The sequence below is a fragment of the Streptomyces sp. NPDC053076 genome, assembly GCF_044546845.1.
In the GTDB taxonomy this organism is placed as follows: domain Bacteria; phylum Actinomycetota; class Actinomycetes; order Streptomycetales; family Streptomycetaceae; genus Streptomyces.
The window spans coordinates 933963-960445 of record NZ_JBITZL010000002.1 but is presented as its reverse complement, the minus strand read 5'-3'; the positions used below and the strand labels follow the sequence as shown (position 1 = coordinate 960445).

Sequence of the window (26483 nt, the reverse complement as noted above, 5' to 3'; positions counted from 1 at the left end):
CCGGCTGAGCACCTTCGCGGCGAAAAAAGACCAAGCACCGCCCGATCACACCGGACCGGTTGGGGGGACGTCACGGCCGGAGGAGAGCCGGGGCCGCGCGGATCGTGGTGGGGCGGCTGGGGGCCGTCAGGGCGGGACAAGGTCAAGCGGCGGACGGGCCGGGTGGGGGCCGTTGCGGGCGGTGACGGGGCCGGGGGCGGTGGCGGGCGGTGGCGTCGGCTGACGGAAAAGTGTGGTTCGCCGGGGCCGCCGCCATATGATCCTGCTCCATGGGAGATGCCCGAATTGCCGTGGAACAGCGAGTCGAGGCTGAGCGGACGGGCGGACGGGCGCGGTGGTCCGCCGGGGCTTCCCGGAGGGCCGCCGCCTTCGCCGTCTGGTACCTGCGCACCGTCGCCTTCATCAACTTCCTCAGCGCGGTGTGGGTCTCGCTCGGCCAGGACGTGCGCCGGCACAACCAGGACGACTTCTTCACGCCGTACCTGCTGACGGCCGGCTTCGCCTCCGGTGTGTTCACCGCCTTCCTGGCTATCACCATGCGGCGCCGGAAACGGGCCGCGTGGATCCTCAACCTCGTGATGAGCGGCCTCTTCCTGGCCCTGTTCACGTTCGCCATGGCGTTCCCGGAGATCCGGCGGTACGGGCAGAACTGGATCTCCCTGGCGCTGACGGCCGCCTTCGTGGGCGCGCTGCTCGTCGGCCGCCGGGAGTTCTACGCCAAGGGCGACCGGTCCAACCCCCGGCTCGCGGCCACCGTGGCCGTCGGCGGCGGCCTGGCCGCGAGCCTGCTGGCCGGGGTGCTGGTGACGGTCACCAACCAGGCCCCGGACGCAGCCCGCTCCACGTTCGTGGAGCGCTGGCACTACGGCACCCTGCGCCTGGTCTCCGTCGCGGCCGAGGAGTCCCACTTCCCGGCGATCGCCCCGCCCAACTGGGCCAACGTCGCCGTCAACGTGCTCAGCACGGTCCTCGTCCTCGCCGTCCTCTACGCCGCCTTCCGCTCCCGGCGGGCCGTCGACCCGCTCACCGTGGACGACGAGAAGCGGCTGCGGGCGCTGCTGGAGCGGCACGGCGACCGCGACTCGCTCGGCTACTTCGCGCTGCGCCGGGAGAAGAGCGTGGTGTGGTCACCGACCGGGAAGGCCGCCGTCGCCTACCGCGTCGTCGGCGGGGTGAGCCTGGCGTCCGGGGATCCGCTCGGCGACCCGGAGGCATGGCCGGGGGCGATCGCGCCCTGGCTGGCCGAGGCGCGGGCGCACGGATGGATCCCTGCGGTGATGGGAGCGAGCGAGGAGGCCGGGACGGTGTACGCCCGGCACGGGCTGGACGCGCTGGAACTCGGGGACGAGGCGATCGTCGAGGTCTCCGAGTTCACCCTGGAGGGTCGGGCGATGCGCACCGTCCGGCAGGCGTACAACCGGGTGAGACGGGCCGGGTACGAGGTGCGCGTCCGGCGCCACGAGGACGTCCCGGCGGACCGGATGGCGTACCTCGTCGAGCGCGCCGACGACTGGCGGGACGGCGCCACCGAGCGCGGCTTCAGCATGGCGCTCGGCCGGCTCGGGGACCCCGAGGACGGCCGGTGCGTGATGCTGGAGTGCACGGACGCCGAGGGCCGGCTGCGAGCGCTGCTGTCCTTCGTGCCGTGGGGCCCGCACGGGCTGTCCCTGGACCTCATGCGACGGGACCGGGACTCCGACAACGGGCTGATGGAGTTCATGGTCATCGAGCTGCTGCGGCGGGCCCGCGAGATCGGGATCACGCAGGTCTCGCTGAACTTCGCGATGTTCAGGTCGGTCTTCGAACGTGGCGCGCGCCTCGGTGCCGGACCGGTGCTGAGGCTGTGGCGGTCGCTGCTCAGCTTCTTCTCCCGCTGGTGGCAGATCGAGTCGCTGTACCGCGCCAACGCAAAGTACCGGCCCATCTGGGAGCCGCGGTTCCTGCTCTTCGAGAAGAGCGCGGACCTGCCGCGCATCGGCCTCGCCTCGGCCCGCGCGGAGGGCTTCCTGGAGGCGCCGGGACTGCCGAAGTGGCTGCACCGCAGGCACCTGGACATGTCGATGACCGTACGGGGATGAGGAACGCTTGATGGGAACGCTCGCCCGCTGGGCCCGCGCCGAGTGGGGGCCGCTGTACGTCAGCGTGCGCGAGCCCCTGAGCCGACGGGGGCTGCCGGCGATCCCGATGACGGTCACGGCGGTCGCCCTGACGGCCCTCCTCCAGTACGTGCAGAACCAGCCGTGGGGCTACCGGCCCGTGCAGGACCTGGGCGCGGTACGGGCCGCGGACCCGCTGTGGCCGGCCCTGCTGCGCACCCCCCTGTCGCTGTTCGTGCCCGCGCTGGACCTGCCGGTGTGGGGGGCGTTGGCGCAGGTCCTGCTGGTGTTCGGGATCGCCGAACTGTGCCTGGGCTGGTGGCGGACGCTGGCCATCGCCTACGTCGCCACGCTCGCCGGGACCCTGTACGCGCGCCTCGGGATCACCCTCGGCCCGCATGCCCCGTTCGGGCTGCCGTGGACCGACGCGCAGGTGGTGGACACCGGCCCGTCGGCGGCGGTCGTGGGGCTCGCGGTGTTCGTGAGCTGGCGGTACGGCGCCTATGTGACGGCGGGCGCGGTGACCGCCGCGATGGTCGTCGAGGTGCTGCTGAAGGAGAACCTGGCGGGCAAGGAGCACCTGGCCGCGCTGATGGCCGTGGGGCTGCTGTGTCTGCTGGCGGCGCTACGGCACCGGAGCCGGAGCCGGCCCGGCCCCACCCGCTCTCACCGGTGGTCGGGCAGACGCGCCGGGCCGGGGTCGGGTTTGCCGCCGATCCAGTCCTGAACGGCACGGCGCGGCCGGGCCCAGCGGCGGTCGTGCCGGTAGGCGCGCAGGGCGGACTTGGCGCGGGCGCGGGGGCGGCGGCCGTAGAAACGGCGGGACCACAGAGAACCGGGGCGGGCGAGCCGGGCCGCGCCGACGAGCGCGACCAGCGGCACGATCACCCCGAACACCGCGATGCGGGCCTTGCCCTTGCTCAGGGCGATGAGGGAGAAGACGAAGTTGGCGGCGATGTTGGAGATGACCGTGCCGCGGTCGGCCAGCTCCTGCTGGGACAGGTCGTTGACCCCGAACGGGGCGAACCCGGCGAGCAGCAGGCCGACGAGGGCGGCGGTGAGCACGACGACCTCGACGCTCTTGCGGCCCTCCTCGCTCCAGTAGACGTCGTCGAGGTGCAGGAGCAGCGCGAACTCGTCCAGGACGAGACCCGCGCCCATGCCGAAGAGCACGGCCGAGAGGACCGCGGCGGCGCCGTGCCGGTCGCTGGCGACCGCGCCGAAGCCGCCGACGACGGTGAGGACGACCCCGGGGACGACGTGGTGGATGTGCAGCCCGCCCGCCTTGACGTTGCCGAACGGTCCCTTGCCGGCCCGGATCAGGCGGGTGATGACCCGGGTGACGACGAAGGTCACGACGAAGGCGCCTAGGGCGACCAGCAGCGGGAGCTTGCCCGGCTCGACGATGTTCCGCTCCCACCAGTGCCCCATATGCGCACCTTATCCCCGGGGGTGGGAGGGGGCCCGGGAACCGCCGGGTAACCTGCGCCGGTGCTCAAGTCCTCCCCTCACGACGGTTTCCGCTTCGCCTTCGGGACGCTCACCGTGCTGCCCGTCCGGGTGCACCGCTGGGACCGGGAGGCCGCGCGCGCCGGGATGCTGTGCGCCCCGGCGGCCGGACTGGCCGTCGGCGGCTGCGCGGCCGGGCTCGGCCTGCTGCTGCTCCTCCTCGGCGCCGGTCCGCTGCTCGCCGCGGTCGCCTCGGTCGCCGTACCCGCCGCGCTCACCCGCGGGCTGCATCTCGACGGGCTCGCCGACACCGCCGACGGGCTGGGCAGCGGCAAGCCCGCCGAGGACGCGCTCAGGATCATGAAGCAGTCGGACATCGGGCCGTTCGGGGTGCTCACCCTCGTCCTGGTGCTGCTGGCCCAGGTCGCCGTGCTGGCGCAGCTCTACGGCACCTCCTGGACGCGGGGTGCCGTGGCCGCCGTGGTCTCGGCGGTCGCGGCCCGGCTCGCGCTCACCCTGGCCGCCCGTGCCGGAGTGCCGGCCGCCCGGCCGGAAGGGCTGGGGGCGGCCGTGGCCGGGGTGGTGCCGAAGGCCGCCGCGCTGGGTCTGACGGCCGGTGCGGTGGTGGCGGGCGGTGCGGCGGGTGCCTGCCTCGGGGGGTACGACGGGGTGCGGACCGCTTGCGCGGTGGCCGCCGCCGTCGGTGTCGCCGAACTGCTGCTGCGCCGGTGTGTCCGCCGGTTCGGCGGGGTCACCGGGGACGTGTTCGGCGCGCTCGCGGAGGCCGCCGCGACCACCGCGCTCGTCCTGCTGTCGCTCGGCCGCTGACCGGCTGGGGCCGCCCCGGGGGTCTCCGTACCCCGGTGACGTGCGCCCTTGGGGTGGCCGAACCCCCGTGACGTGCCTTCCTGTCGATGACGTGCCCGTCTTCGCGGGTGGCGCGCCGGGGGTGCGGACCGGCCGCCGGGTGACGGTCCGTCGTGGCCGGTCGCGCAGTTCCCCGCGCCCCTTCCGGAGCGGCTCGTCCCCGCAATGCCCACCGGCCGCCGGGACACGCACCTTCACGGCCGGACACGCAGTTCCCCGCGCCCCTTCCCGACCGGCTCGTCCCCGCAATGCCCACCGGCCGCCGGGACACGCACCCTCGCGGCCGGACACGCAGTTCCCCGCGCCCCTTCCCGACCGGCTCGTCCCCGCAATGCCCACCGGCCGCCGGGACACGCACCCTCACGGCCGGACACGCAGTTCCCCGCGCCCCTTCCCGACCGGCTCGTCCCCGCAATGCCCACCGGCCGCCGGGACACGCACCCTCACGGCCGGTCGCGCAGTTCCCCGCGCCCCTTCCCGAGCGGTTCGCCCTCGGCGCGGTGCAGCGGCGGGGCGGAGTGTTCTCCGGGCTGTCGGCCTATGGCAGTTTCAGGGTGAGTGCCGTCTGGAGCAGGCCCGGCGTCGACCAGGCGGAGCGCTTGCCGGCGTAGGCCGTGCCGAACGTGGTCGTGCCCAGCACCTGCTGCTGCCTCGTTCCCTCCGGAGCGGTCACCGGGATCTTCGTCCCGGACGGGGCGGTGACCGTCACGGTGTCGCCGATCCGGTAGGCCGTGACCTTGCCGGCGTCGAGCCCGGCCTGCCACTTCGCCCGGTTCTGCAGCTCGGCGCCGATGGCGCTCTGACGCAGGTTGACGATCGGCGTGTCGTCGGCGAACAGGGCCTGATAGTCGGCCAGGACACGGTCCAGCACCGGATACAGGATGCGGTCCTCGGCCAGGTTGGACTGGTGGACGTAGTGGGGACGCGGGTCGTTGCCCAGCACGTGCCCGAGGTCGGTGTGCGCCTCGTTCGGCACGATGTGGTCCAGGTAGCCGGTGGCGGTGTCCAGCGGCTCGGCCAGACACGTGGAGGTCGGGTTGTCCTCGCAGATCCCGCTGCCGCCGTCCGCCTTGGACGTGTAGATCCAGTTGTACTCGTCGGCCATCTCGGCCTTGGTGCCGGCGTTGTAGTACACGTTCATCGGGTAACGCGGCACGGTGAGCGTGCTGCTGCCCACGGCCCGCTGCTCGGATTCGCGGGAGTTGTCCGAGGCGGTCCACTTCACGCCGTTCAGGGCGAGGGCGGGGCCGAGCTCGGGGTTGTCCTGCGGCTGCTGCGGCAGGGTCTTCAGGCCCGAGTGCTCTCCGGTGACCAGCTCGCCGCGGTCGACGGAGAGCCCGTGCAGCAGCGCCCAGTCGTAGTTGTCGGCGATCTCCCCGGAGATGTCGGAGCGGCTCACCCACTTGGTCGAGCCGTCGGCGTTCTTCACGCAGCTCCACGGCACGGTCGTCACGTCCTGGACGCAGCCGAGGAACAGGTGGGTGTAGGTGTGGTTGACCCAGCGGTACCTGGCCTTGTCCTTCAGCAGCTGGTCCGCCAGCGGGTCCTGGCCGCCGTTGTCGCTCTTCCACTCCTCGCCGGCGCCCGCGTTGAACACCATGTCCAGCGTGAAGCCGTGACTCTGCTGCCAGGAGGCCAGGTACTGGGCGTCGGCCGGGGTCATGCGGATCGGTGTCCCGGTGTCGTCACCGCCGCCCGCGCAGTCGATGTCGCCGGGGGTGCAGTTGCGCGCGGCGTCCCAGCGGGCGTCCGGCGCGAAGACGTCGTCGACGTGGACCGCGAAGTAGTTGCGGGCCTGTCCGAGGTGCACGCCCTGGGTCAGCCACTCGACCATGCCGCGGGCCAGCACCCGGAACTGCTGCTGGTACTGGTTGTAGGCGAAGGTCACCACCAGCTCGCGGCGGCCGTCGTGGGCGTACTCGCCGAGCAGGCTGCCGGTGCCGGTGCCGCCGGGCACGGGCGTGTCGGCATAGCTGGTGAAGCCGGTGCGGGGCTGGGCGACGTAGCCGTAGCTCTCGTCCACCGAGGGCGAGTTGTCCTCGAAGGAGAAGGAGCCCTTCAGGTAGCCGAAGGGTCCCGCCCGGCCGGCCGGGGTGACGTTCGCCGGGCGTCCGTCGAGCGGGCCGGCGTAGCCGTTGCTGTCGGTGTAGTCGAGCCCGACCTCGGGGTGGGCCCAGGTGTAGGCGTCGAGCTGCGGGATGCCGTACGTCCTCTCGTAGGTCTCCAGCGCCGCCTGCTCGGCCGAGCCCGCGCCGAACGGGGCCTCGTCCGGCAGGACCACACCCTGGAACTTCGCCCGCGGCCGGCCGCCGACGGTGTCGCTCAGAAAGGCGCTGGTGATCGCGGGCCGCCCGGAGTCGTCCAGGTCGACGGTGGTGTACGGGACGCCCTCGCTCTTCAGCTGGGCGGTGATCGCACCGACGGGGCCTATGCCGTCGTCGACGACCAGCACCCTGAGGTCGACGCGCGGCTCGGCCGCCGCCGACGCTTCCGGCGCGGCGAGCCCGAGTGTGATCAGCCCCGCTGCGGTGACGGTGACGCCGGCCGCTCTCCAGCGGCGTGCGCGGTGGGCCATGGCTGGTTCCTCCCCCAGAGGATTCCCCGTGGTGACTCCGCGGAGAATCAGTGGAAATCATGCGAACCGGTGGCTCAGCGGCACACCGGAACCCGACGAGTGTGACTCAGGTCACTGGTATGCAGGGGGAGAAATGGCCTCGACGCCACGCCCGGGTGAACGCCCGAAGGAATGAGCGAAGACACACACGCGCGTAGTCTCGTCCCGGGTGTTCGCCGACAGGGTGAGGGCCCCGGTTGCCACCTGTCCCCGGGCCTGGACCTAGGGTCGGCTCTCGGGCCCGGTCGACCCACCCCACATCGGCCACAGCAACTTCACATCGGAAGCGAGAACTCACCACCGTGACTGCTCTGACTCTCAGCACCTCCGCGGCGCCCGGCCTGCGAGCCGACGCGATCGTGATCGGTGTCGCCAAGGGTGCCCAGGGGCCCGTCGTCGCGCCGGGCGCCGAGGCCGTGGACAAGGCGTACGACGGCAAGCTGGCCGGCGTCCTGGAGACCCTCGGCGCCTCGGGTGCCGAGGGCGAGCTGACGAAGCTGCCCGCGCCGGCCGGCTTCAAGGCCCCGCTCGTAGTGGCGGTGGGCCTCGGCCCGAAGCCCGACGACAAGGACGAGGACGCCGGATTCGACGCCGAGGCGCTGCGCAGGGCCGCCGGCGTGGCCGCGCGCGCGCTCACCGGGTCCCGCAAGGCCGCGTTCGCGCTGCCCGTGGACGGCCCCGGCGCGATCGGCGCGATCGGCGAGGGCGTCCTGCTCGGCGCCTACTCCTTCGACACCTACAAGGGCAACGCCCAGGACGCCGGGAACGGCAAGGCCAAGAACGGCAGGGCGCCGCTGGCCGAGGCCACGCTGCTCGGCGGCAAGCCGCGCGACGCCGCCCACAAGGGCGCGGTCGCCCGCGCGACCGCGGTCGCCGAGGAGCTGAACCGCGCCCGCGACCTGATCAACATGCCGCCCAACGACCTCACCCCCGCCGTCTTCGCCGGGATCGCCCAGACCGCGGCCAAGGAGCACGGCCTCAAGATCCAGGTGCTCGACGACAAGGCCCTGGTCAAGGGCGGCTACGGCGGCATCCTCGGCGTCGGCGGCGGCTCGGCGGCCACCCCGCGCCTGGTGAAGCTGTCGTACAAGCACCCGAAGGCGGACAAGCACCTGGCCTTCGTCGGCAAGGGCATCACCTACGACTCGGGCGGCATCTCGCTGAAGCCCGCCGGTCACAACGAGACGATGAAGTGCGACATGAGCGGTGCCGCCGCCGTGTTCGCCGCGGTCGTCGCCGCCGCCCGTCTCGGCCTGGAGGTCAACGTCACCGGCTGGCTGGCGCTGGCCGAGAACATGCCGTCCGGCTCCGCCGTGCGCCCGGGTGACGTGCTGCGGATGTACAGCGGCAAGACGGTCGAGGTGCTCAACACCGACGCCGAGGGCCGGCTGGTCCTCGCCGACGCCCTGTGGGCGGCCTCGCAGGAGAACCCCGACGCGATCGTGGACGTCGCCACGCTGACCGGCGCGATGATGCTGGCGCTGGGCAGCCGGACGTTCGGCGTCATGGCCAACGACGACGCGTTCCGCTCCGCGGTCCACGAGGCGGCGGAGGAGGTCGGCGAGCCGGCCTGGCCGATGCCGCTGCCGGAGCACCTGCGCAAGGGCATGGATTCGTCCGTGGCCGACATCGCGAACATGGGCGAGCGGTGGGGCGGCGGGCTGGTCGCCGGCCTCTTCCTGCGCGAGTTCGTGGGCGACGGGATCACCTGGGCGCACCTGGACATCGCCGGCCCGGCGTTCAACGAGGGCGGCCCGTTCGGTTACACCCCCAAGGGCGGGACCGGCTCCGCGGTGCGCACGCTCGTCCGGCTGGCCGAGCTGACCGCCGAGGGTGACCTGGGCTGACGGCCGGCCGCCGGCCGGGTTCCGTCCGCCGCGGGACGACCGCAGGGGGCGTGGGGGCTGTTCGCGCGGTTCCCCGCCCCTTCGGGTCGCCCGCCGCCCGCCGTCCCCGCAGGTGAACCCCCGAGGGCCGGTCGCGCCCGCGCCGTGGAGCCGTCCGCGGCACCGCCCCGTGGTCCTCAGGGGCCGTCCAGTGGGGTGTCTCACACTCCATCCCGGCGTCTCGTCCGCCTCGAACAAGTGCAAAGATGGAGCCCGGCAGGACAGGGCCCCCACCGAAGGGCCGAAGCATCAAGCGGCCGGACACCAGCCGCCTGCCGGTCATCGCCGACCGGCGTACGGCGCACATGCATGGAGGAACGTGACGTGGCGAACGACGCCAGCACTGTTTTCGACCTAGTGATCCTCGGCGGTGGCAGCGGTGGTTACGCCGCGGCCCTGCGCGGGGCGCAGCTGGGCCTGGACGTCGCCCTGATCGAGAAGGGCAAGGTCGGCGGCACCTGCCTGCACAACGGCTGCATCCCCACCAAGGCCCTGCTGCACGCCGGCGAGATCGCCGACCAGGCCCGCGAGAGCGACCAGTTCGGTGTGAAGGCCACCTTCGAGGGCATCGACATGGCGGCCGTCCACAAGTACAAGGACGACGTGATCGCCGGCCTGTACAAGGGCCTGCAGGGTCTGATCGCCTCCCGCAAGGTCACCTACATCGAGGGTGAGGGCCGGCTGTCCTCCCCCACCTCCGTGGACGTGAACGGCCAGCGCATCCAGGGCCGCCACATCCTGCTGGCGACCGGCTCCGTGCCGAAGTCGCTGCCCGGCCTGGAGATCGACGGCAACCGCATCATCTCCTCCGACCACGCCCTCGTCCTGGACCGCGTGCCGAAGTCCGCGATCATCCTGGGCGGCGGTGTCATCGGCGTCGAGTTCGCCTCGGCGTGGAAGTCCTTCGGCGCGGACGTCACGGTCGTCGAGGGCCTGAAGCACCTCGTCCCGGTCGAGGACGAGAACTCCTCGAAGCTTCTCGAGCGCGCCTTCCGCAAGCGCGGCATCAAGTTCAGCCTGGGCACCTTCTTCCAGAAGGCCGAGTACACCCAGGACGGTGTGAAGGTCGTCCTGGCGGACGGCAAGGAGTTCGAGGCCGAGGTCCTGCTCGTCGCCGTCGGCCGCGGTCCGGTCTCCCAGGGCCTGGGCTACGAGGAGCAGGGCGTCGCGATGGACCGCGGCTACGTCCTCGTGGACGAGTACATGCGCACCAACGTCCCGACCATCTCCGCCGTCGGTGACCTCGTTCCCACGCTCCAGCTCGCGCACGTCGGCTTCGCCGAGGGCATCCTGGTGGCGGAGCGGCTGGCCGGTCTCAAGGTCGTTCCGATCGACTACGACGGTGTCCCGCGGGTGACGTACTGCCACCCGGAGGTCGCCTCCGTCGGCATCACGGAGGCCAAGGCCAAGGAGGTCTACGGCGCGGACAAGGTCGTCTCCATCAAGTTCCCGCTCGGTGGCAACGGCAAGAGCCGGATCCTGAAGACCGCGGGCGAGATCAAGCTCGTCCAGGTCAAGGACGGCGCCGTGGTCGGCGTCCACATGGTCGGCGACCGCATGGGCGAGCAGGTCGGCGAGGCTCAGCTGATCTACAACTGGGAGGCGCTGCCGTCGGAGGTGGCCCAGCTCATCCACGCCCACCCGACGCAGAACGAGGCGCTCGGGGAGGCCCACCTGGCGCTGGCCGGCAAGCCCCTCCACATGCACGACTGACGCCTTCCGTCTTCGGGCGCGACGACACAGACTTCCGCAATTCGTAAGGAGCAACCGAAACCATGGCGGTTTCCGTAACCCTTCCGGCGCTCGGCGAGAGCGTCACCGAGGGCACTGTCACCCGCTGGCTGAAGGCCGAGGGCGAGCGCGTCGAGGCCGACGAGCCGCTGCTGGAGGTGTCGACCGACAAGGTCGACACCGAGATCCCCTCGCCCGCCGCCGGTGTGCTGGCCTCCATCAAGGTCGCCGAGGACGAGACCGTCGAGGTCGGCGCCGAGCTGGCCGTGATCGACGACGGCAGCGGTGCCCCCGCGGCGGCCCCGGCTCCCGCCGAGGCCGAGGCCCCGGCCGAGGCTCCGGCCCCCGAGCCGGCCCCGCAGCAGGCCGCCCCCTCCACCGAGCAGGCCGCCCCCGCCCCGGCCCCGACCGCCGAGGCCGCCTCCGGCGGCGGTTCCGCCGAGGGCACGGACGTGGTCCTGCCCGCGCTCGGCGAGTCCGTCACCGAGGGCACCGTCACCCGCTGGCTGAAGTCGGTGGGCGACTCCGTCGAGGCCGACGAGCCGCTGCTCGAGGTCTCCACGGACAAGGTCGACACCGAGATCCCGGCGCCCACCGCCGGCGTCCTGCTGGAGATCGTGGTCGGCGAGGACGAGACCGCCGAGGTCGGTGCCAAGCTCGCCGTCATCGGCGCTCCGGGTGCCGCCCCGGCCGCCGCCCCGGCTCCGGCCGCCCCGGCCCCGGCTCCCGCCGCCGCCCCGGCCGCCCCGGCTCCCGCCCCGGCCCCGGCTCCCGCCCCGGCCCCGGCTCCTGCCCCGGCCGCCCAGGCTCCCGCCGCTCCGGCCGCGCCCGCCGCCGCCCCGGCACCGGTCCAGCCCGCGGCTCCGGCGCCCGCCCCGGCACCGGTGACCCCGGCCACCGCGCCGACCTCCCCGACCGCCACCCAGGCGACCGACGAGGGCGCGTACGTGACCCCGCTGGTGCGCAAGCTCGCCGCCGAGAACGGCGTCGACCTGGCCGGCGTCAAGGGCACCGGCGTCGGCGGTCGTATCCGCAAGCAGGACGTGCTCGCCGCCGCCGAGGCCGCGAAGGCCGCCACCGCCGCTCCGGCCCCGGCCGCCGCCGCTGCCCCGGCCGCCGCAAGGAAGGCCCCGGCGCTGGAGGTCTCCCCGCTGCGCGGCCAGACCGTGAAGATGCCCCGCATCCGCAAGGTCATCGGCGACAACATGGTCAAGGCGCTGCACGAGCAGGCCCAGCTGTCGTCGGTCGTCGAGGTCGACGTCACCCGCCTGATGAAGCTGCGTGCCCGGGCGAAGGACTCCTTCGCGGCTCGCGAGGGCGTCAAGCTCTCCCCGATGCCGTTCTTCGTCAAGGCCGCCGCACAGGCGCTGAAGGCCCACCCGGTCATCAACGCCAAGATCAACGAGGCCGAGGGCACGATCACCTACTTCGACTCCGAGAACGTCGGAATCGCGGTGGACTCCGAGAAGGGCCTGATGACCCCGGTCATCAAGCGCGCCGGCGACCTCAACATCGCGGGCATCGCGAAGGCCACGGCGGAGCTGGCGGGCAAGGTCCGCGCCAACAAGATCACCCCGGACGAGCTGTCCGGCGCGACCTTCACCATCTCCAACACCGGTTCGCGCGGCGCGCTGTTCGACACGATCATCGTGCCGCCGGGCCAGGTCGCGATCCTCGGCATCGGTGCCACGGTCAAGCGTCCGGCCGTCATCGAGACCGAGGAGGGCACGGTCATCGGCGTCCGCGACATGACCTACCTGACCCTCTCCTACGACCACCGGCTGGTCGACGGCGCCGACGCGGCCCGTTACCTGACGACGGTCAAGGCGATCCTGGAGGCGGGCGAGTTCGAGGTCGAGCTGGGTCTCTGACCCGGTCCGACGACCCCGGCGACGAGCCGGGTCCCGGCCCGAGACGTCCCTGAGGGGCAGACGGCACCCCGTCCGGAGCTTTCCGGGCGGGGTGTTCGTGTTTGTCTGGGTGCTCGGCGTGTAAGGCTCGTCTCACCTGCGCAAAAGCACACCCATGCGCCCTGCCCGCACAGCGAACCGGCCGTATTGTCTAAACGTCGACCCCGGGGGGCCCGCCCGTCGTCCGACCACCACCGATCAACGAGGCCCTACGGGCCGCTGCATAGGATTCCGAGCCTCTCCCTAAAGGAGCCCTCATGACCGCGCCCGTCGTCCACTCGCTGCGCGAGCAGATCCGCGAGCACATCGTGGAGGGAATCGTCAGCGGGCGCTGGCAGCCGGGCGAGCGCATCGTGGAGCGCCGGATCGCCACCGAGCTGGAGGTCAGCCAGACCCCGGTCCGCGAGGCCCTGCGTGAGCTGGAGTCCCTGCGGCTGATCGAGTCGGCCCCGAACAAGGGCGTCCGCGTGCGCAACCTGACCGCGGCCGACCTGGAGGAGAGCTACCCGGTCCGGGCCGGTCTTGAGGCGATCGCGGCCGAGCTGGCGGCGGAGCGTCTCGCGGAGGACTGCTCGGCGCTGGAGCCGCACGTCATGGCCCTGTACGAGGCCGACCGGAACGCGGACGGCACGGCCCAGGTGCGGCACACGGTCGGTTTCCACCGGGAGCTGGTCCGCGCGGCCCGCAACTCGGTGCTGCTGCACACCTGGGAAGGTCTCGGCATCGAGGTCTTCACGGCGCTGTCGATCCGCTGGCTGGGCACGGTCCAGCAGTCGTACGCGGAGGAGCACGAGGAACTCGTGCAGGCGTTCAAGCGGCGCGATCCGCGCATCCCCGAGCTGGTGAAGGCGCACGTCCTGGGCTGCGCTCCGCGGGCCTGACAGCACCCGAGCTCCCCTTCGCTCACCTGCGAAAACACGGCTGAACGACGTCACCCGGTGCCATCGCCCAGGGCACCGCGTGCCTACTTTCCTCAAATCAAGAGGTTTTCGCCCTCCACCCTTTGATCGATCATCGATCAGGGAGTTACAGTCACCGACGGACTTCCACCGAAGTCCCTGCCCTGTCCTGCCAAAGACCAAGGGCACCCCCGAACCCTTACCGATGAGGGAACCCCCTTCGACTGAGGAAGGCGGCGACATGACCGACCCCCACGCCATCCAGCCGAGCGCGCTCGACCAGCTCCCGGACCGCGACCCGGAGGAGACCGCCGAATGGCGGGCCTCCCTCGACGCCGTCGCACGGGAGGCAGGGCCGCACCGCGCCGCGTACCTGATGCGGCGCACGCTGGAGCGCGCCGAGGCGGGCGGCATCGCGCTGCCGAAGCTCCTCGAGACGGACTACGTCAACACCATCCCCACCTCCGCCGAGCCGGGCCTGCCCGGTGACCCGGCGATGGAAGCCCGGATCACGGCCTGGAACCGCTGGAACGCGGCCGCGATGGTGAGCCGCGGCGCGAAGCACGGCGTCGGCGGCCACATCGCCACCTTCGCCTCCGCGGCCTGGCTGTACGAGACCGGCTTCAACCACTTCTTCAAGGGCAAGGAGGGCGACGGCTCCGGCGACCAGCTGTACATCCAGGGCCACGCCTCCCCCGGCATCTACGCCCGTGCCTTCCTCGACGGCCGGCTCAACGAGCACCACCTGGACAACTTCCGCCAGGAGTCCGGCGGCAACGGCCTGCCGTCGTACCCGCACCCGCGCCGGCTGCCCTGGATGTGGGAGTTCCCCACCGTCTCCATGGGCCTCGGCCCGCTGTCGGCGATCTACCAGGCACGGTTCAACCGCTACCTGACCAACCGCAGCATCAAGGACGTCTCCGCCTCCCACGTCTGGGCCTTCCTGGGCGACGGCGAGATGGACGAGCCGGAGTCGACGGCGGCCCTCGCGCTCGCCGCCCGTGAGGAGCTGGACAACCTCACCTTCGTCATCAACTGCAACCTTCAGCGCCTCGACGGCCCGGTGCGCGCCAACTTCAAGATCGTGCAGGAGCTGGAGGCCCAGTTCCGCGGCGCGGGCTGGAACGTCATCAAGACGCTGTGGGGCACCGCCTGGGACGAGCTGTTCCAGCTGGACACCACCGGCGCGCTGGTACGCCGCCTGCGCGAGGTACCGGACGCGCAGATCCAGACGTACCAGACCCGCGGTGCCGCCTACATCCGCGAGGACTTCTTCGGCGCGGACCCGGCGCTCGCCGAGATGGCGAAGCTGCTGAGCGACGACAAGATCCTGGAGTGTTTCCACCTTTCGCGCGGTGGTCACGAGGCCCGCAAGGTCTACGCCGCGTACAAGGCCGCCGTCGAGCACAAGGGCGCGCCGACCGTGATCCTGGCCCAGACGGTCAAGGGCCACACCCTGGGCGAGGGCTTCGCGTCGAAGAACGCCAACCACCAGATGAAGAAGCTCTCGGTGGACGAGTTCAAGACGATGCGGGACCTGCTGGAGCTGCCGATCAAGGACAGCGACTTCATCGACGGTGTGGTCCCCTACGGCCACCCGGGCGCCGACTCCCCCGAGGTCCGCTACCTCCAGGAGCGCCGCGCGGCGCTCGGCGGCCCGGCCCCGGCCCGCCGTACCCACGCTCTGGCCCCGCTGCCGGCCCCGGCGGAGAAGGCGTTCGCCTCCTTCGACAAGGGCTCCGGCTCGCAGAACGTGGCCACCACCATGGCCTTCGTCCGCCTGATCAAGGACCTGGTCCGCGACAAGGAGACCGGCAAGCGCTGGGTGCCGATCGTCCCCGACGAGGCGCGCACCTTCGGCATGGAGTCGCTGTTCCCGTCGCTCGGGATCTACTCCCCCAAGGGCCAGACGTACGAGCCGGTCGACCGCGACCAGCTGATGTACTACAAGGAGGCCCAGAACGGCCAGATCCTCAACGAGGGGATCACCGAGGCCGGTTCGATGGCCGACTTCATCGCCGCGTCCACCGCGTACGCGACGCACGGCGAGGCGATGATCCCGTTCTACATCTTCTACTCGATGTTCGGCTGGCAGCGCACCGCCGACCAGATGTGGCAGCTCGGCGACCAGCTCGGCCGCGGCTTCCTCGTCGGCGCGACCGCCGGTCGTACCACCCTGACGGGTGAGGGCCTCCAGCACGCCGACGGCCACTCCCCGGTCATCGCCGCGACCAACCCGGCCGCGCTGACCTACGACCCGGCGTTCGCGTACGAGGTCGCGGCCATCGTCCGTGAGGGTCTGCGCCGGATGTACGGCGAGGCCAAGCCGGGCGAGGACCAGAACGTCTTCTACTACCTGACGGTCTACAACGAGCCGCTGCCGCAGCCGGCCAAGCCGCAGGGTCTCGGTATCGACGAGGGCATCGTCAAGGGCCTGTACCGCTTCAACACGGCGGAGTCGGCGGGCGTGTCCGCCCCGGCCAACGCCCCGCGCATCCAGCTGCTGGGTTCGGGTACGGCGATCCACTGGGCCCTCCAGGCGCAGCAGCTGCTCGCCGAGGAGTGGGGTGTGGCCGCCGACGTGTGGTCCGCCACCTCCTGGAGCGAGCTGCGCCGGGACGCGATGGACGCCGACGCCGCCCTGCTGCGCGGCGAGGAGCGCGTGCCGTTCGTCCGTCAGGCGCTCCAGGGCGCCGAGGGCCCGGTGCTGGCCGTCTCCGACTACATGCGGCAGGTCCCGGACCAGATCGCGCAGTGGGTCGAGCAGGACTGGTCCTCGCTGGGTGCCGACGGCTTCGGCCTGTCGGACACCCGTGAGGCCGCCCGCCGCTACTTCGGCGTCGACGCCCAGTCGATCGTCGTCGCGGCCCTGGCCCAGCTCGCCCGGCGCGGCGAGGTGAAGGCCACGGCGGTCAAGGAGGCCCGGGAGAAGTACGGCCTGTAACAGAGCGGTACGGGTTGCAGGAGAGCAGACCAATAGACCGATGAGGCCCCCGCCGGCGCGGGGGCCTCATTGCATGATGGCCGTATGCGTGCTGCCCGTCTGATCAAAATGGTGCTGCTGCTCCAGTCCCGGCCCGCCATGACCGCCGCCGAACTCGCGCGGGAGCTGGAGGTGTCGGAGCGGACCGTGACGCGGGACGCGCAGGCCCTGTCGGAGGCGGGGGTGCCGGTGTACGCCGACCGGGGGCGGGCCGGCGGGTACCGGCTGGTCGGCGGTTACCGGACGCGGCTCACCGGGCTGGCCAGGAGCGAGGCCGAGGCGCTGTTCCTGAGCGGGGTGCCGGGGGCGCTGCGGGAGATGGGGCTGGCGGACGTGGCCTCGGCGGCCCGGCTGAAGGTCTCCGCCGCGCTGCTGCCCTCGCTGCGGGACGCCCCGGACACGGCCGCCCAGCGGTTCCACCTGGACGCGCCCGCCTGGTTCCGGGAGCCGGAGACGCCGGCGCTGCTGCCGGTGCTCGCCGAGGCGGTGTGGGCGGACAGCCGTGTCCTCGCCCGTTACCGGCGCGAGGACCGTGAGGTGGAACGGCGGCTGGAACCGTACGGGCTCGTGCTGAAGGCGGGCGTCTGGTACCTGTGCGCGCGTGTGGCCGAAAGCGGCTCCTTCCGGACCTACCGGATCGACCGGTTCGGCGCCGCCGACGCCCTCGGAGAACCCTTCGACCGCGACCCCGACTTCGATCTGCCCGGCTTCTGGGCGGACCAGGCCGAGCGGTTCGCCCGGTCGATCCTGCGCGCCGAGGTCGTCCTGCGGCTCTCCCCGGACGGCCTGCGCCGGCTGCCGCACGCCGTCGATCCGCTCGGCGCGCGGGAGGCGCTGGACGGTGCGGGCGCGCCGGACGCCGAGGGCTGGGTGACGGTGACGCTGCCGGTGGAGTCGGAGGAGGTCGCGCACAGCCAGCTGACGGCGCTCGGGCCGGAGGCGGAGGTGCTGGCGCCCGCCCGGCTGCGGGAGCGGTTCGCGGCGGACGTGGCGCGGTCCGCCGCGCGGTACCGCCGCAGGGACGGCTGACGACGATCCGCCCGCCGTACTCCGCGTGCGCCCCACCGGCCGAGGCCCGATGCTGGTGCCGTGATGGACGAGACGGAGTTCTGGGAGCTGATCGACGCCACCCGCGAGGCCGCCGAGGGCGATCCCGAGGAGCAGGCCGACGTGCTGGTGGACCGGCTGCTGCAGCTGGACCCGGAGCTGGTCCTGGACTTCGCCCGTCATTTCGAGGCCCGCTACAACCGCGCCTACCGCTGGGATCTGTGGGGTGCCGCCTGGCTGCTGCTGGACGGGTGCAGCGACGACGCGTTCGACTTCTTCCGGTGCTGGCTGATCGGCCAGGGCCGGGAGGTCTACGAGGGTGCCCTGCACGACCCGGACGCGCTGGCCGACCTGCTCGGCGACTTCGACGAGGAGATCGACGGCGACGGTGAGGAGCTGGGGTACGCGGCGGACGAGGCGTACGAGCAGCTGACCGGGACCGTCGCGCCCGACCTGGGCATCGCCCCGGCGCGGGCCGAGCCGGAGGGCACACCGCTGGACCTGGAGAGCGACCGGACGCTGGCGCAGCGGTATCCCCGCCTGTGGGAGCGGTTCAAGACCTGACGCCGGGCCCCGGCCGCCGGTTCGTACGCGGCCGGTCGCCCGCGGGTGCCCGGGGAACCCCGCCGCCTGCGTTCGGTCCGTGCCGACTCATCCACGGCACGACCGCGGGAGCGGGGGCACGACCGTCGGGGCGGGGCTCGGGGCCGGCTGCGTGCGGCCTACGGCTTCCCCGCGCCCGCGGCCTTGTCGGCGCCCGACGGCTTCCCCGTGCCCGTCGGCTTCCCGGTGCCGGTCGGCTTCCCGGTGCCGGTCGGCTTCCCCGTGCCGCTCGGTTTCCCTGTGCCGCTCGGTTTCCCTGTGCCGCTCGGCTTCCCCGTGCCCGTCGGCTTCCCCGTGCCCGTCGGCTTCCCCGTGCCCGTCGGCTTCCCCGTGGCCGTGTGGTCCGGTGTGGGGGTTCGGCCCTGTAGCAGGGCGGCCCGTTCCCGGATCTTCGGGAGGCTGGCGGTGAGGGCCGATCCGGGGCAGTCGGTCCGGTAGCCGTCCTGGTGGCCGGCGAGGACGGGCAGGGTGGCGGCGGTGCCCGCCTTGTAGCGGCTGAGGCCGCTGCTGGAGACCAGCCGGGTACGGCCGCGGGGGTCGACGTCGGCCAGGCCGAGCTTCCAGGCGGCCACCGCGGCGATCGCGTCGGTCATGGCCCGGGGCACGGGGACGCCGGCGGTGAAGGTGCCGAGGGCGGCGATGCCGGCGGTGCGGTGGTTGAAGCCCTGGGCGTGGGCGCCGGTGACGGGCCGGTCGACGCCACCCGCGCGGCCCTCGTAGACGGTGCCGCAGCGGTCGACGACGAAGTTGTAGCCGATGTCGTCCCAGCCGCGGGTGCCGGTCTGGCCGGCGTACAGGTGGCGGATGATGCGGGGCGCCTCGGCGCACTGGTAGTCGTTGGGCGAGTCCGTGTGGTGGAGGAAGACGGCGACGACCTTGTCGTCGTAGCGCGGGGGCGGCTGGCTCTGTCCGGTGGTGCGGTCCAGCCACGCGGAGCGCGGCACGATGCGCGGCCGGGCGGCACGGTGGAGGGTGGGCGGCCGGGCCGCTGCGGCGGGACGGCCGTGGCCGGGCACGGTGGCCCGCTCGACGCCGCGGGCGCACAGCGCCAGCGCGACCACGGCCAGCGCCCCGGGCAGGCACCCGAGCAGCACGCGCGCTGCGCGGAGTGTCCGTGCGGTACGCGGCTTCCGGGCCTTCCGGGCTCTTCGGGCGACACGCATGATCCCACTCTCGGACCGTTGTGGTGTGCCCGCGATGTGCGCTGTGCCACCTGGTGGAACCATCGTCCCGGTCCGGGTCGTTTCTGGAGGGTACACACGTACGTGACCGGTTCCGCCTCCGGTGGGCGCGGCGGCGTGCGTGGCTGATCATCGGACCGGTCCCGTCCGTACTGAGGGGTCCGAGAGAAAGGCGGCTCCGTGGACCTGCTCGATCTGGTGCTTGCGCTGGTGGTCGTCGTCTACGCGGTGTCCGGGTACCGGCGCGGGCTGGTGGCCGGTTGTGTCTCGCTGGCCGGGTTCGTGGGCGGCGCGGTCGTCGGTGTGTGGGTGCTGCCGTGGGTCACGGGCCAGGTGGAGCGGGGTTCGGCGGCGGCGACAGTGCTCGCGGTGCTGACCGTGCTGGTGCCGGCGGCGGTGGGGCACGAGCTGGCGGGCAGGCTGGCGCTGCGGTTGCGCGGGGAGCTGGACCGGGGCCCGCTGCGGGTGGCGGACGGGGTAGGGGGCGCGGCGGCGAACTCGGTCGCGGTGCTGGTGGTGGCCTGGGTGGCGGCGAGTGTGCTGGCCGCTGCCCCGTCGGGGACCCTGACGACGGCGATACGGAACTCGGCTCTGCTGGGCGCGGTGCAGGAGGCGATGCCGCAGACCACGCCCGCGTGGTTCTCCCGGGCCACGTCGGCGCTCACCGAGGCGGGTTTCCCGCAGGTGTTCAATCCGTTCGAGAACGAGTCGACGGCCCGGGTGGCCCGGCCGACCGGTGACAGCGTCACCCCGGCGGCGACGAACGCGGCCAGGCTGAGCACGGTGAAGATCGAGGGCGCCGCGGGCGCCGAGGGCCGCGAGGGCAGCGGGTTCGTCTACGCGGCTCGGCACGTGATGACCAACGCCCACGTGGTGGCCGGCATCGACGACCCGAGCGTGCGCATCGGCGGGGTCGGGCGGTCGTACGAGGCCCGGGTGGTGCTCTTCGACCCGGACCGGGACGTGGCGGTGCTGTACGTGCCCGGGCTGCGCGCCCCGGTGCTGCGCTTCGACACCGCCGCGGTGCGCGGGGACTCGGCGGTGGTGGCGGGTTATCCGCAGGACGGGGGCCTGAACCTGCAGGCGGCGACGGTCGCGAACCGGGTGCGGGCGACCGGCCTGAACATCTACAACGACCGCACGGTCACCCGGGAGGTCTACTCGATCCGCTCCACGGTCCGGCCGGGCAACTCGGGCGGCCCGCTGCTGACCACGGGCGGCCGGGTGTTCGGGGTGGTCTTCGCCCGCTCCACCTCGGACGCCGAGACGGGGTACGCGCTGACGGCGGCCGAGGTCGCGGACGACGCGGCGCGCGCGGCCACGGCGACGGCGCCGGTGGGCACGGGCGAGCTGGTCGACGCCTAGGGCCGTCGTCCGGGGTCAGGCCGGCGCCAGGGCCCGTGACGGCGGCCGGATCCGGAGGGCGGGCCATGGGCGGGCGGGCCGGGGGTTCACACGCCGCGGCCCATGAGGACGTCGTCGACGTAGGCGCCGTCGAGGTGGAACTCCTCGGGCAGCACACCCTCGACGGCGAACCCCTCGGACTCGTACAGCTTGCGGGCCGGGGTGTTGTGCCCGAGGACGCGCAGGGTGAGGCGCCGCGCACCGCGCTCCCGTGCCTCCGCCACGGCGGCCCGGATCAGCGCGCGCCCGACGCCCCGCCCGCGCGCCCGCTCGGCGACGACGAAGCCCTGGATCGCCAGGACGTGCGCGTTCGAGGCGAGCGGGGTCGGGTGGGTGATGCGGACGTAGCCGAGCAGGCGCCCGTCGGCCACGGCGACGAGGTAGTCCGAGGGGCCGTGCCGTTCGTCGAAGAACGGCTCGTAGGGCGGCTCGGGCTCCGGCCCCACCGCGTGCAGGGTGGACCAGGCGGCCCGGTCGAGGAGGGCCAGTTCCCCGTCGTCCTCGGGGCGGGCGTGACGTATGGACAGCTCCGGCATGACGGTCACCCTACGGCGTACGGTCCGGGCGTCCCACCGGGTTTCCGACCGGCCCCACCGGCATGCTGGAGACCATGGAACGTTCACGCATCGCGGTGGCCGGCGCGTCCGGCCTCATCGGCAGCGCTCTGGTGCGGTCCCTGACCGCCGACGGGCACGAGGTGGTACGGCTGGTGCGCCGTGCGCCCCGGGGCCCGGACGAGGTGTGCTGGGACCCCGGGCGGCAGTACGTCGACGCGGCCGGGCTGGCCGGGTGTGACGTCGTGGTCAACCTGGCGGGGGCCGGGGTGGGCGACCGGCGCTGGACCCCGGAGTACAAGCGGCTGCTGCGGGACAGCCGGGTGCTGGGCACGGCCGCGCTCGCCGAGGCGGCGGTCTCGCTGCCCCGGCCGCCGCGGGCGTTCCTGAACGGCAGCGCGATCGGCTTCTACGGCGAGACCGGCGACCGGGTGGTGGACGAGGACGCGCCGCCGGGCGACGGCTTCCTGTCCCGGCTGTGCGTGGAGTGGGAGGAGGCGGCGGCACCCGTGGAGGAGGCGGGGGTGCGGACGGTGTTCCTGCGGACGGGGCTGGTGGTGGCCCGGGGCGGCGGGGCCTGGGGGCGGTTGTTCCCGCTGTTCCGGGCCGGGCTCGGTGGGCGGCTGGGCGACGGACGGCAGTACTGGTCGTACATCGCGCTGCACGACGAGGTCGCCGCGATCCGGCACCTCATCGACGGGGAGGCACTGTCGGGGCCGTTCAACCTGACGGCTCCACAGCCGCTGCCGAACCGTGAGATCACGGCGGCGATGGGGCGGGTGCTGCACCGGCCGACCGTGTTCGCGGTGCCCGCTCCGGCGCTGCGGACGGTGCTCGGGGAGATGGCCGGGGATGTGCTGGGCAGCCAGCGGGTGGTGCCGAAACGGCTGCTGGAGTCGGGGTTCCGGTTCGCGTTTCCGGGCATCGACGAGGCGATCGGTGCGGCGGGGTGAGCCGGATGACAACACCGGCGAACGAAAGTGACCGTATGCGACCTCCATGCGACCGTGCCCTGTCGGTGCGCGACTGTAGTTGACCGATCGTGGCCCTACCCTCGACGCGAACTCGGGTATTCCCGGGGCCAGTTGGGGGCATGACGTCTCCACCGGCCGCGCAACCACAGGAGGGGCCTCGTGCTTGAGCCCGCGTACCAGGTGGACGTCGTCATCGTCGGAGCCGGAATCGCCGGCCTCTCGGCGGCCCATCGGCTGACCAGCGCAGGAGTCACCACCGCGATCCTGGAGGCCGCCCCGTACGTCGGCGGACGCATGTCGACGGAGAAGGTCGACGGCTTCCGGCTCGACCGCATCGGACAACTGCTGTCCACCTCCTACCCCGAACTCCGGCTCACACCGGGCCTGGACGCCCTGACCGTGCGCCGCTTCGCACCAGGCGTCCTGCTGCACCGCGACGGGTGCACCCAGCGCGCGCTCCCGCCGGCGGTCGGCGGGAGCGCAAGGGGCGCACGGGGCGCACTCCATGTGGTGCGCGCTCTCGCGGGCGCCCCGAGGAGTGTGACGGCCGCGCCGGGGCGGGCAGCCGCTCCGGTCGGCGGCGCGGTGGACCAGGCCCGGCTGGGCGCCGCGCTCGGCCGGATCGCGGCCACGCCCGTCGAACGCATCCTGGCCCGTCCCGAGATGCCGGCCGCCCTGGCGCTCGCCCAGCGCGGGGTACCGGCGCGGACCATCGACGGCTTCCTGCGCCCGCTGCTCGCCGCGCTGCTGTGCGATCCGGAGCTGACCTCGTCCAGCCGGTGCGCCGACCTGGCGCTGCGCGCCTTCGCGAGCGGCCGGCTGTGCGTGCCGGAGGGCGGGGCGGAGATGCTGCCGGAGATGCTGGCGCGGGCGCTGCCACCGGGCACCGTGCACACCGGGGTACGGGTCACCTCCGTGTCCACCACCTCGGTGGCCACCGCCGAGCACGGGGAGATCCGCTGCCGGGCGGTGCTGCTGGCCACCGACGCGCGGGCCGCGGCGGAGCTGCTGCCGGGGCTGAGGGTGCCGGAGTTCCATCCGGTGACCGTGGTGCATCACACCACCGACGACCCCGCGGTGGCCTTCCCGACCGGTGCCTCGCTGCTGCTGGACGCCGACCGGGGCGGGCCCGTGGCGCACACGGCGGTGCTCAGCAACGTGGACCCGAGCCGGGCGCCGGCCGGCCGGGTGCTGATCTCCTCGACGGTGCTGGGCCCCCCACCGGAGGGCGTCGACACCGCCGTGCGCATCCACCTCTCGCGGCTCTACGGCACCTCGACGCGCCGCTGGGAGACGCTGGCCGTGCACCACACCCCGGAGGCGGTCCCGGCGATGCGCCCGCCGCACGACCTGCGCCGGCCGGTACGGCTGCTGGCCGGTCTGTACGTCTGCGGCGACCACCGGGACACCAGCACCGTGCAGGGCGCCCTGCACTCGGCCCACCGGGCGGCTTCGGCGATCCTCTGCGACCTGGGCGCGGCCGGCTCGCTCCACACCGCCGACCCGGCCCCCACGCTGCCGCGGGCGGCCTAGGCCGGGGCGGGTGCGGCGAGTTCGGCACCGCCGCGCCACCGCCGTGGTCACTCGCCGTCGCGGCGGAAACAGGCCGGCGATGACCGGTTTCCGCCGAGACGGCGCTCGGGCACGGCGGACACGACCGGCGGTGCCGGGCCGCACTCCGTCGCGGTCAGCCCAGCGCCGCGACCTTCTCCCGGTAGCCCCGCACCGGAGCCGCGTCCCGGTAGGGCTCCAGTCGACGCTCGAAGTCCCGCACGTACTCGATCGCGCGGGCGGACCGCATCTCGGCGGCCTGGCCCGCCGCCTCCGCGGCCAGCGCGCACGCCTGGTCGAGTTCGCCGAGGCCGAGCCGGGCGGTGGCGAGGACGACCCGGCAGAACAGGCGGCTGCGGGCGTAGCCGGCCGCCCGCAGCTGAAGGGCGCGCTCCGCGTGCTGCGCGGCGGCCCGGTACTGCTGGAGGTCCCGGTGGCAGTGCCCGAACTCGTCGGCGAGCTGCGCCTCGTCGAAGAAGGCGGCCCAGTACGGCACCTCGTCCCCGGGCCGGGCCGCCTCGAGCGCGCGCTCGGCCCGGACCAGCGCCGCGGTGCACGCCCGCACCTCACCCAGGACACCGTGGGCCCGTGCCTCGGACGCGTGCAGCAGCGCCTGGACGACGGGCGGGGCGCCGGTGCCGACGCCCTGCTGGGCGACCCGCGCCAGCTGCACGGCCTCCCTGCCGTGGCCGAGGTAGACGGCCTGGCGGCTCATGGTGACCAGGACGTAGGAGCCGTACGCCCGGTCGCCGGCCGCCTGGGCGAGCCGCAGGGCCTGCACGAAGTAGCGCTGTGCGAGCCCGTGCGCGGCGATGTCGTACGACGTCCAGCCCGCGAGCCGGGTCAGATCGGCGGCGGCGCCGAACAGCCGGCGACCGGTCTGCTCGTCGTAGCTGCCGCGGAGCATCGGCTCGCACTCGTGCTCCAGGTAGCGCACCAGCGCCTGGCGGGCGTGGCCGCCGCCGAAGCGGTCGTCGAGCGTGCGGAACAGCTCACCGACCGAGCGCAGCGCGGCGATGTCACCGCCGCTGACCCGGTGGCCGGGAACGCGCTCGGCGTGCCCGCGCACCCGGGGCACGGCCGGCACCCCCTGCCGCGGCTGGGACCTGGCCGCACCGGGCCGGCCCTGGGGCGGCACCCGGGGCGCCGGTTCGCGGGCCACCCGGTCGTCGGGCTTGCCGATCAGCCAGTCCCGGCTGGGCACGACCAGCCCCGCCGGGGTGAAGGCGATCTTGCGCAGCTCGGCGTGGCTGCCGGAGTCCTTGCGCCACAGCCCGCTGACGATGTCGACGGCCTCCTCCGGGCCGGCCGCGAACTCCAGACCGGCGTACACCGGCGCACAGGCGTCCAGGCCGAGGTCCTGGGCGGTGAGCCGGCGGCCGAGCCGACGGGTGAACACCTCGGCGATGAGGGCGGGCGTCGTACCCCGCGGCTGCTGTCCGCGCAGCCAGCGGGTGACGGAGGTCTTGTCGTATCTGAGGTCCAGCCCGTGCTCCAGGCCGAGCTGGTCGACGCGACGGGCCAGACCCGCGTTGGAGAACCCCGCTTCTGCGATGAGCGCGGCGAGCTGGCGGTTGGGGGTGCGCTGCGCGGGTCGGTCCGTCATCTGCGGTGCGGTCTCCTGCCTTCCGGGCCTGTCGACGTGCCCGGATTGCCTTTGAGCAGCCCTTATGGCCTCACGAACGGCGCGAATGTAGCGGAGAGTGAGCAGGTGATCGCACACTTCGCCGTGTATTCATCCGATCGTGTGAGGAACGCCCGCAGGGCTGACGTACTCCGGTCGGACGTACAGTGGCGTGGGCGCTTTACGTGCCTGACACACCGGTTCGCTGAGGGAGGCGCTTGCCGTGAGTGAGTTGCGGTTCGTCCGCATGGGGTTCGGTGCGGATGCCGTCGATTACCAGGTGGCCTGGGACGAGCAGCGCCGGGTGCACGCGGCCCGGTTCGCCGACGAGGCCCCCGACACGGTGATCCTTCTGGAGCACCCGCCGGTGTACACGGCGGGCCGGCGCACCGAGGACAGCGAGCGCCCGCTGGACGGCACCCCGGTCATCGACGTGGACCGCGGCGGCAAGATCACCTGGCACGGCCCGGGCCAGCTGGTGGGCTACCCGATCCAGAAACTGCCCCGCCCGGTGGACGTGGTCGCGCACGTGCGGCGGCTGGAGGAGGCGATCATCCGCGTCTGCGCCGAGTTCGGTCTGGAGACCAGCCGGGTCGAGGGCCGCAGCGGGGTGTGGGTTCTCGGCGACCCGGTCGAGCAGCGGCCGGCCTGGAGGTCCCCCGGGCCGGAGGCCGGGGGCGGGCTCTCCCTCGACCTCGACCTCGACCTCGACCCGCGGCTGACCGACGAGGAGTTCGACCCCCGCCTCAACGGCCCGGAGTACGCGCCCTCCAACGCCGGCCAGCGGCGCGAGGACCGCAAGATCGCCGCGATCGGCATCCGTGTCGCCAAGGGCGTCACGATGCACGGCTTCGCCCTCAACGTGAACCCGGACAACAAGTGGTTCGACCGGATCATCCCCTGCGGGATCCGGGACGCGGGTGTCGCCTCCCTCGCGGCCGAGCTGGGCCGGGACGTCACGATCGAGGAGGTCCTGCCGGTGATGGAGAAGCACCTGCGGGACGTCCTGGAGAACGCGGACCTCAAGCCCCGGCCGATCGAGAAGGCATCCGCCTGATCCGCCCGGCCGTCCGGGAATGCGCCCTGCGACCGTGAGGTCGGCCTCAGCGG

At 73.2% G+C, this 26483-nt stretch carries 18 protein-coding genes and 1 pseudogene; 14 read left to right on the top strand and 5 right to left on the bottom strand.

What is annotated here, in order from left to right:
* The first annotated feature begins 269 nt into the window (after positions 1-269).
* Both ACIGYR_RS11565 and ACIGYR_RS11560 read left to right on the top strand, forming a co-directional pair.
* Positions 270-2078, top strand: coding sequence for a phosphatidylglycerol lysyltransferase domain-containing protein (locus ACIGYR_RS11565; protein ID WP_399595567.1), 1809 nt, complete (start codon positions 270-272; stop codon positions 2076-2078).
* Positions 2079-2088: 10 nt separating this feature from the next.
* On the top strand, positions 2089-2823 hold the full coding sequence (locus ACIGYR_RS11560) for a hypothetical protein (protein ID WP_391839016.1): 735 nt from the start codon (positions 2089-2091) through the stop codon (positions 2821-2823).
* Here the strand turns inward: ACIGYR_RS11560 and ACIGYR_RS11555 are convergent.
* Positions 2763-3527: a hypothetical protein gene (locus ACIGYR_RS11555; protein ID WP_399595569.1), complete on the bottom strand. Its 765-nt coding sequence runs from the start codon at positions 3525-3527 to the stop codon at positions 2763-2765. The two genes, ACIGYR_RS11560 and ACIGYR_RS11555, sit on opposite strands and share 61 nt — an antisense overlap.
* A 60-nt stretch (positions 3528-3587) precedes the next feature.
* Here ACIGYR_RS11555 and ACIGYR_RS11550 point away from each other — a divergent pair, with 60 nt between their 5' ends.
* Positions 3588-4373, top strand: coding sequence for an adenosylcobinamide-GDP ribazoletransferase (locus ACIGYR_RS11550; RefSeq protein ID WP_391839012.1), 786 nt, complete (start codon positions 3588-3590; stop codon positions 4371-4373).
* A gap of 577 nt (positions 4374-4950) precedes the next feature.
* Here ACIGYR_RS11550 and ACIGYR_RS11545 read toward each other — a convergent pair.
* Entirely contained in the window at positions 4951-6987 is a 2037-nt protein-coding gene (locus ACIGYR_RS11545) for a hypothetical protein (protein WP_399595572.1), read from the bottom strand.
* A gap of 341 nt (positions 6988-7328) precedes the next feature.
* Here ACIGYR_RS11545 and ACIGYR_RS11540 point away from each other — a divergent pair, with 341 nt between their 5' ends.
* From ACIGYR_RS11540 to ACIGYR_RS11510, 7 genes are all read left to right on the top strand, one after another.
* Positions 7329-8873: a leucyl aminopeptidase gene (locus ACIGYR_RS11540; RefSeq protein WP_399595574.1), complete on the top strand. Its 1545-nt coding sequence runs from the start codon at positions 7329-7331 to the stop codon at positions 8871-8873.
* A gap of 363 nt (positions 8874-9236) precedes the next feature.
* Positions 9237-10625 (top strand): dihydrolipoyl dehydrogenase, encoded by a 1389-nt coding sequence (gene lpdA, locus ACIGYR_RS11535; RefSeq protein ID WP_391839006.1) that lies wholly within the window; start codon positions 9237-9239, stop codon positions 10623-10625.
* 62 nt (positions 10626-10687) lie between these two features.
* Positions 10688-12514, top strand: a complete 1827-nt coding sequence (gene sucB / locus ACIGYR_RS11530; protein WP_399595577.1) for a 2-oxoglutarate dehydrogenase, E2 component, dihydrolipoamide succinyltransferase — start codon at positions 10688-10690, stop codon at positions 12512-12514.
* A gap of 296 nt (positions 12515-12810) precedes the next feature.
* Entirely contained in the window at positions 12811-13434 is a 624-nt protein-coding gene (locus ACIGYR_RS11525) for a GntR family transcriptional regulator (protein WP_391839002.1), read from the top strand.
* A 259-nt stretch (positions 13435-13693) separates the two neighbouring features.
* On the top strand, positions 13694-16396 hold the full coding sequence (gene aceE, locus ACIGYR_RS11520; protein WP_399595579.1) for a pyruvate dehydrogenase (acetyl-transferring), homodimeric type: 2703 nt from the start codon (positions 13694-13696) through the stop codon (positions 16394-16396).
* An 84-nt stretch (positions 16397-16480) separates the two neighbouring features.
* Positions 16481-17464 carry a helix-turn-helix transcriptional regulator gene (locus tag ACIGYR_RS11515; protein ID WP_399595581.1) on the top strand — a complete coding sequence of 328 codons (984 nt, stop codon included), beginning with the start codon at positions 16481-16483 and terminating at the stop codon, positions 17462-17464.
* Between the two features lie 63 nt (positions 17465-17527).
* Complete coding sequence (locus tag ACIGYR_RS11510) at positions 17528-18046, top strand: DUF4240 domain-containing protein (RefSeq protein ID WP_391838997.1); 519 nt, start codon at positions 17528-17530, stop codon at positions 18044-18046.
* Positions 18047-18441: 395 nt separating this feature from the next.
* On the opposite strand, the pseudogene ACIGYR_RS11505 reads toward ACIGYR_RS11510, so the two are convergent.
* A pseudogene (locus ACIGYR_RS11505) lies at positions 18442-19179 on the bottom strand (peptidoglycan recognition protein); the annotation flags it as partial.
* Between the two features lie 267 nt (positions 19180-19446).
* Between ACIGYR_RS11505 and ACIGYR_RS11500 the strand changes: the two are divergent.
* A complete protein-coding gene (locus ACIGYR_RS11500) occupies positions 19447-20631 on the top strand; it encodes a MarP family serine protease (protein WP_399595583.1) in 1185 nt (394 codons plus the stop codon).
* A gap of 86 nt (positions 20632-20717) precedes the next feature.
* On the opposite strand, the gene ACIGYR_RS11495 is transcribed toward ACIGYR_RS11500, so the two are convergent.
* Entirely contained in the window at positions 20718-21206 is a 489-nt protein-coding gene (locus tag ACIGYR_RS11495; protein WP_391838994.1) for a GNAT family N-acetyltransferase, read from the bottom strand.
* Between the two features lie 74 nt (positions 21207-21280).
* Between ACIGYR_RS11495 and ACIGYR_RS11490 the strand changes: the two genes are divergently transcribed.
* On the top strand, positions 21281-22177 hold the full coding sequence (locus ACIGYR_RS11490; RefSeq protein WP_399595586.1) for a TIGR01777 family oxidoreductase: 897 nt from the start codon (positions 21281-21283) through the stop codon (positions 22175-22177).
* A 180-nt stretch (positions 22178-22357) separates the two neighbouring features.
* Positions 22358-23731, top strand: coding sequence for an NAD(P)/FAD-dependent oxidoreductase (locus tag ACIGYR_RS11485; RefSeq protein WP_399595588.1), 1374 nt, complete (start codon positions 22358-22360; stop codon positions 23729-23731).
* Between the two features lie 154 nt (positions 23732-23885).
* Here ACIGYR_RS11485 and ACIGYR_RS11480 read toward each other — a convergent pair whose 3' ends face one another.
* Positions 23886-25355: a regulator gene (locus ACIGYR_RS11480; RefSeq protein ID WP_399595590.1), complete on the bottom strand. Its 1470-nt coding sequence runs from the start codon at positions 25353-25355 to the stop codon at positions 23886-23888.
* A 241-nt stretch (positions 25356-25596) separates the two neighbouring features.
* Here ACIGYR_RS11480 and lipB point away from each other — a divergent pair, with 241 nt between their 5' ends.
* A complete protein-coding gene (gene lipB, locus ACIGYR_RS11475; RefSeq protein ID WP_399595591.1) occupies positions 25597-26430 on the top strand; it encodes a lipoyl(octanoyl) transferase LipB in 834 nt (277 codons plus the stop codon).
* Positions 26431-26483 lie beyond the last annotated feature (53 nt).

Bases quoted from the DNA above. Each gene is read 5' to 3' on its own strand.
- aceE (WP_399595579.1), top strand. From the start codon at position 13,694: ATGACCGACCCCCACGCCATCCAGCCGAGCGCGCTCGACCAGCTCCCG.
- ACIGYR_RS11555 (WP_399595569.1), bottom strand. From the start codon at position 3,527: ATGGGGCACTGGTGGGAGCGGAACATCGTCGAGCCGGGCAAGCTCCCG.
- ACIGYR_RS11480 (WP_399595590.1), bottom strand. From the start codon at position 25,355: ATGACGGACCGACCCGCGCAGCGCACCCCCAACCGCCAGCTCGCCGCG.
- ACIGYR_RS11490 (WP_399595586.1), top strand. From the start codon at position 21,281: ATGGAACGTTCACGCATCGCGGTGGCCGGCGCGTCCGGCCTCATCGGC.
- ACIGYR_RS11545 (WP_399595572.1), bottom strand. From the start codon at position 6,987: ATGGCCCACCGCGCACGCCGCTGGAGAGCGGCCGGCGTCACCGTCACC.
- ACIGYR_RS11560 (WP_391839016.1), top strand. From the start codon at position 2,089: ATGGGAACGCTCGCCCGCTGGGCCCGCGCCGAGTGGGGGCCGCTGTAC.
- ACIGYR_RS11495 (WP_391838994.1), bottom strand. From the start codon at position 21,206: ATGCCGGAGCTGTCCATACGTCACGCCCGCCCCGAGGACGACGGGGAA.
- sucB (WP_399595577.1), top strand. From the start codon at position 10,688: ATGGCGGTTTCCGTAACCCTTCCGGCGCTCGGCGAGAGCGTCACCGAG.
- ACIGYR_RS11525 (WP_391839002.1), top strand. From the start codon at position 12,811: ATGACCGCGCCCGTCGTCCACTCGCTGCGCGAGCAGATCCGCGAGCAC.
- ACIGYR_RS11515 (WP_399595581.1), top strand. From the start codon at position 16,481: ATGCGTGCTGCCCGTCTGATCAAAATGGTGCTGCTGCTCCAGTCCCGG.
- ACIGYR_RS11565 (WP_399595567.1), top strand. From the start codon at position 270: ATGGGAGATGCCCGAATTGCCGTGGAACAGCGAGTCGAGGCTGAGCGG.
- ACIGYR_RS11510 (WP_391838997.1), top strand. From the start codon at position 17,528: ATGGACGAGACGGAGTTCTGGGAGCTGATCGACGCCACCCGCGAGGCC.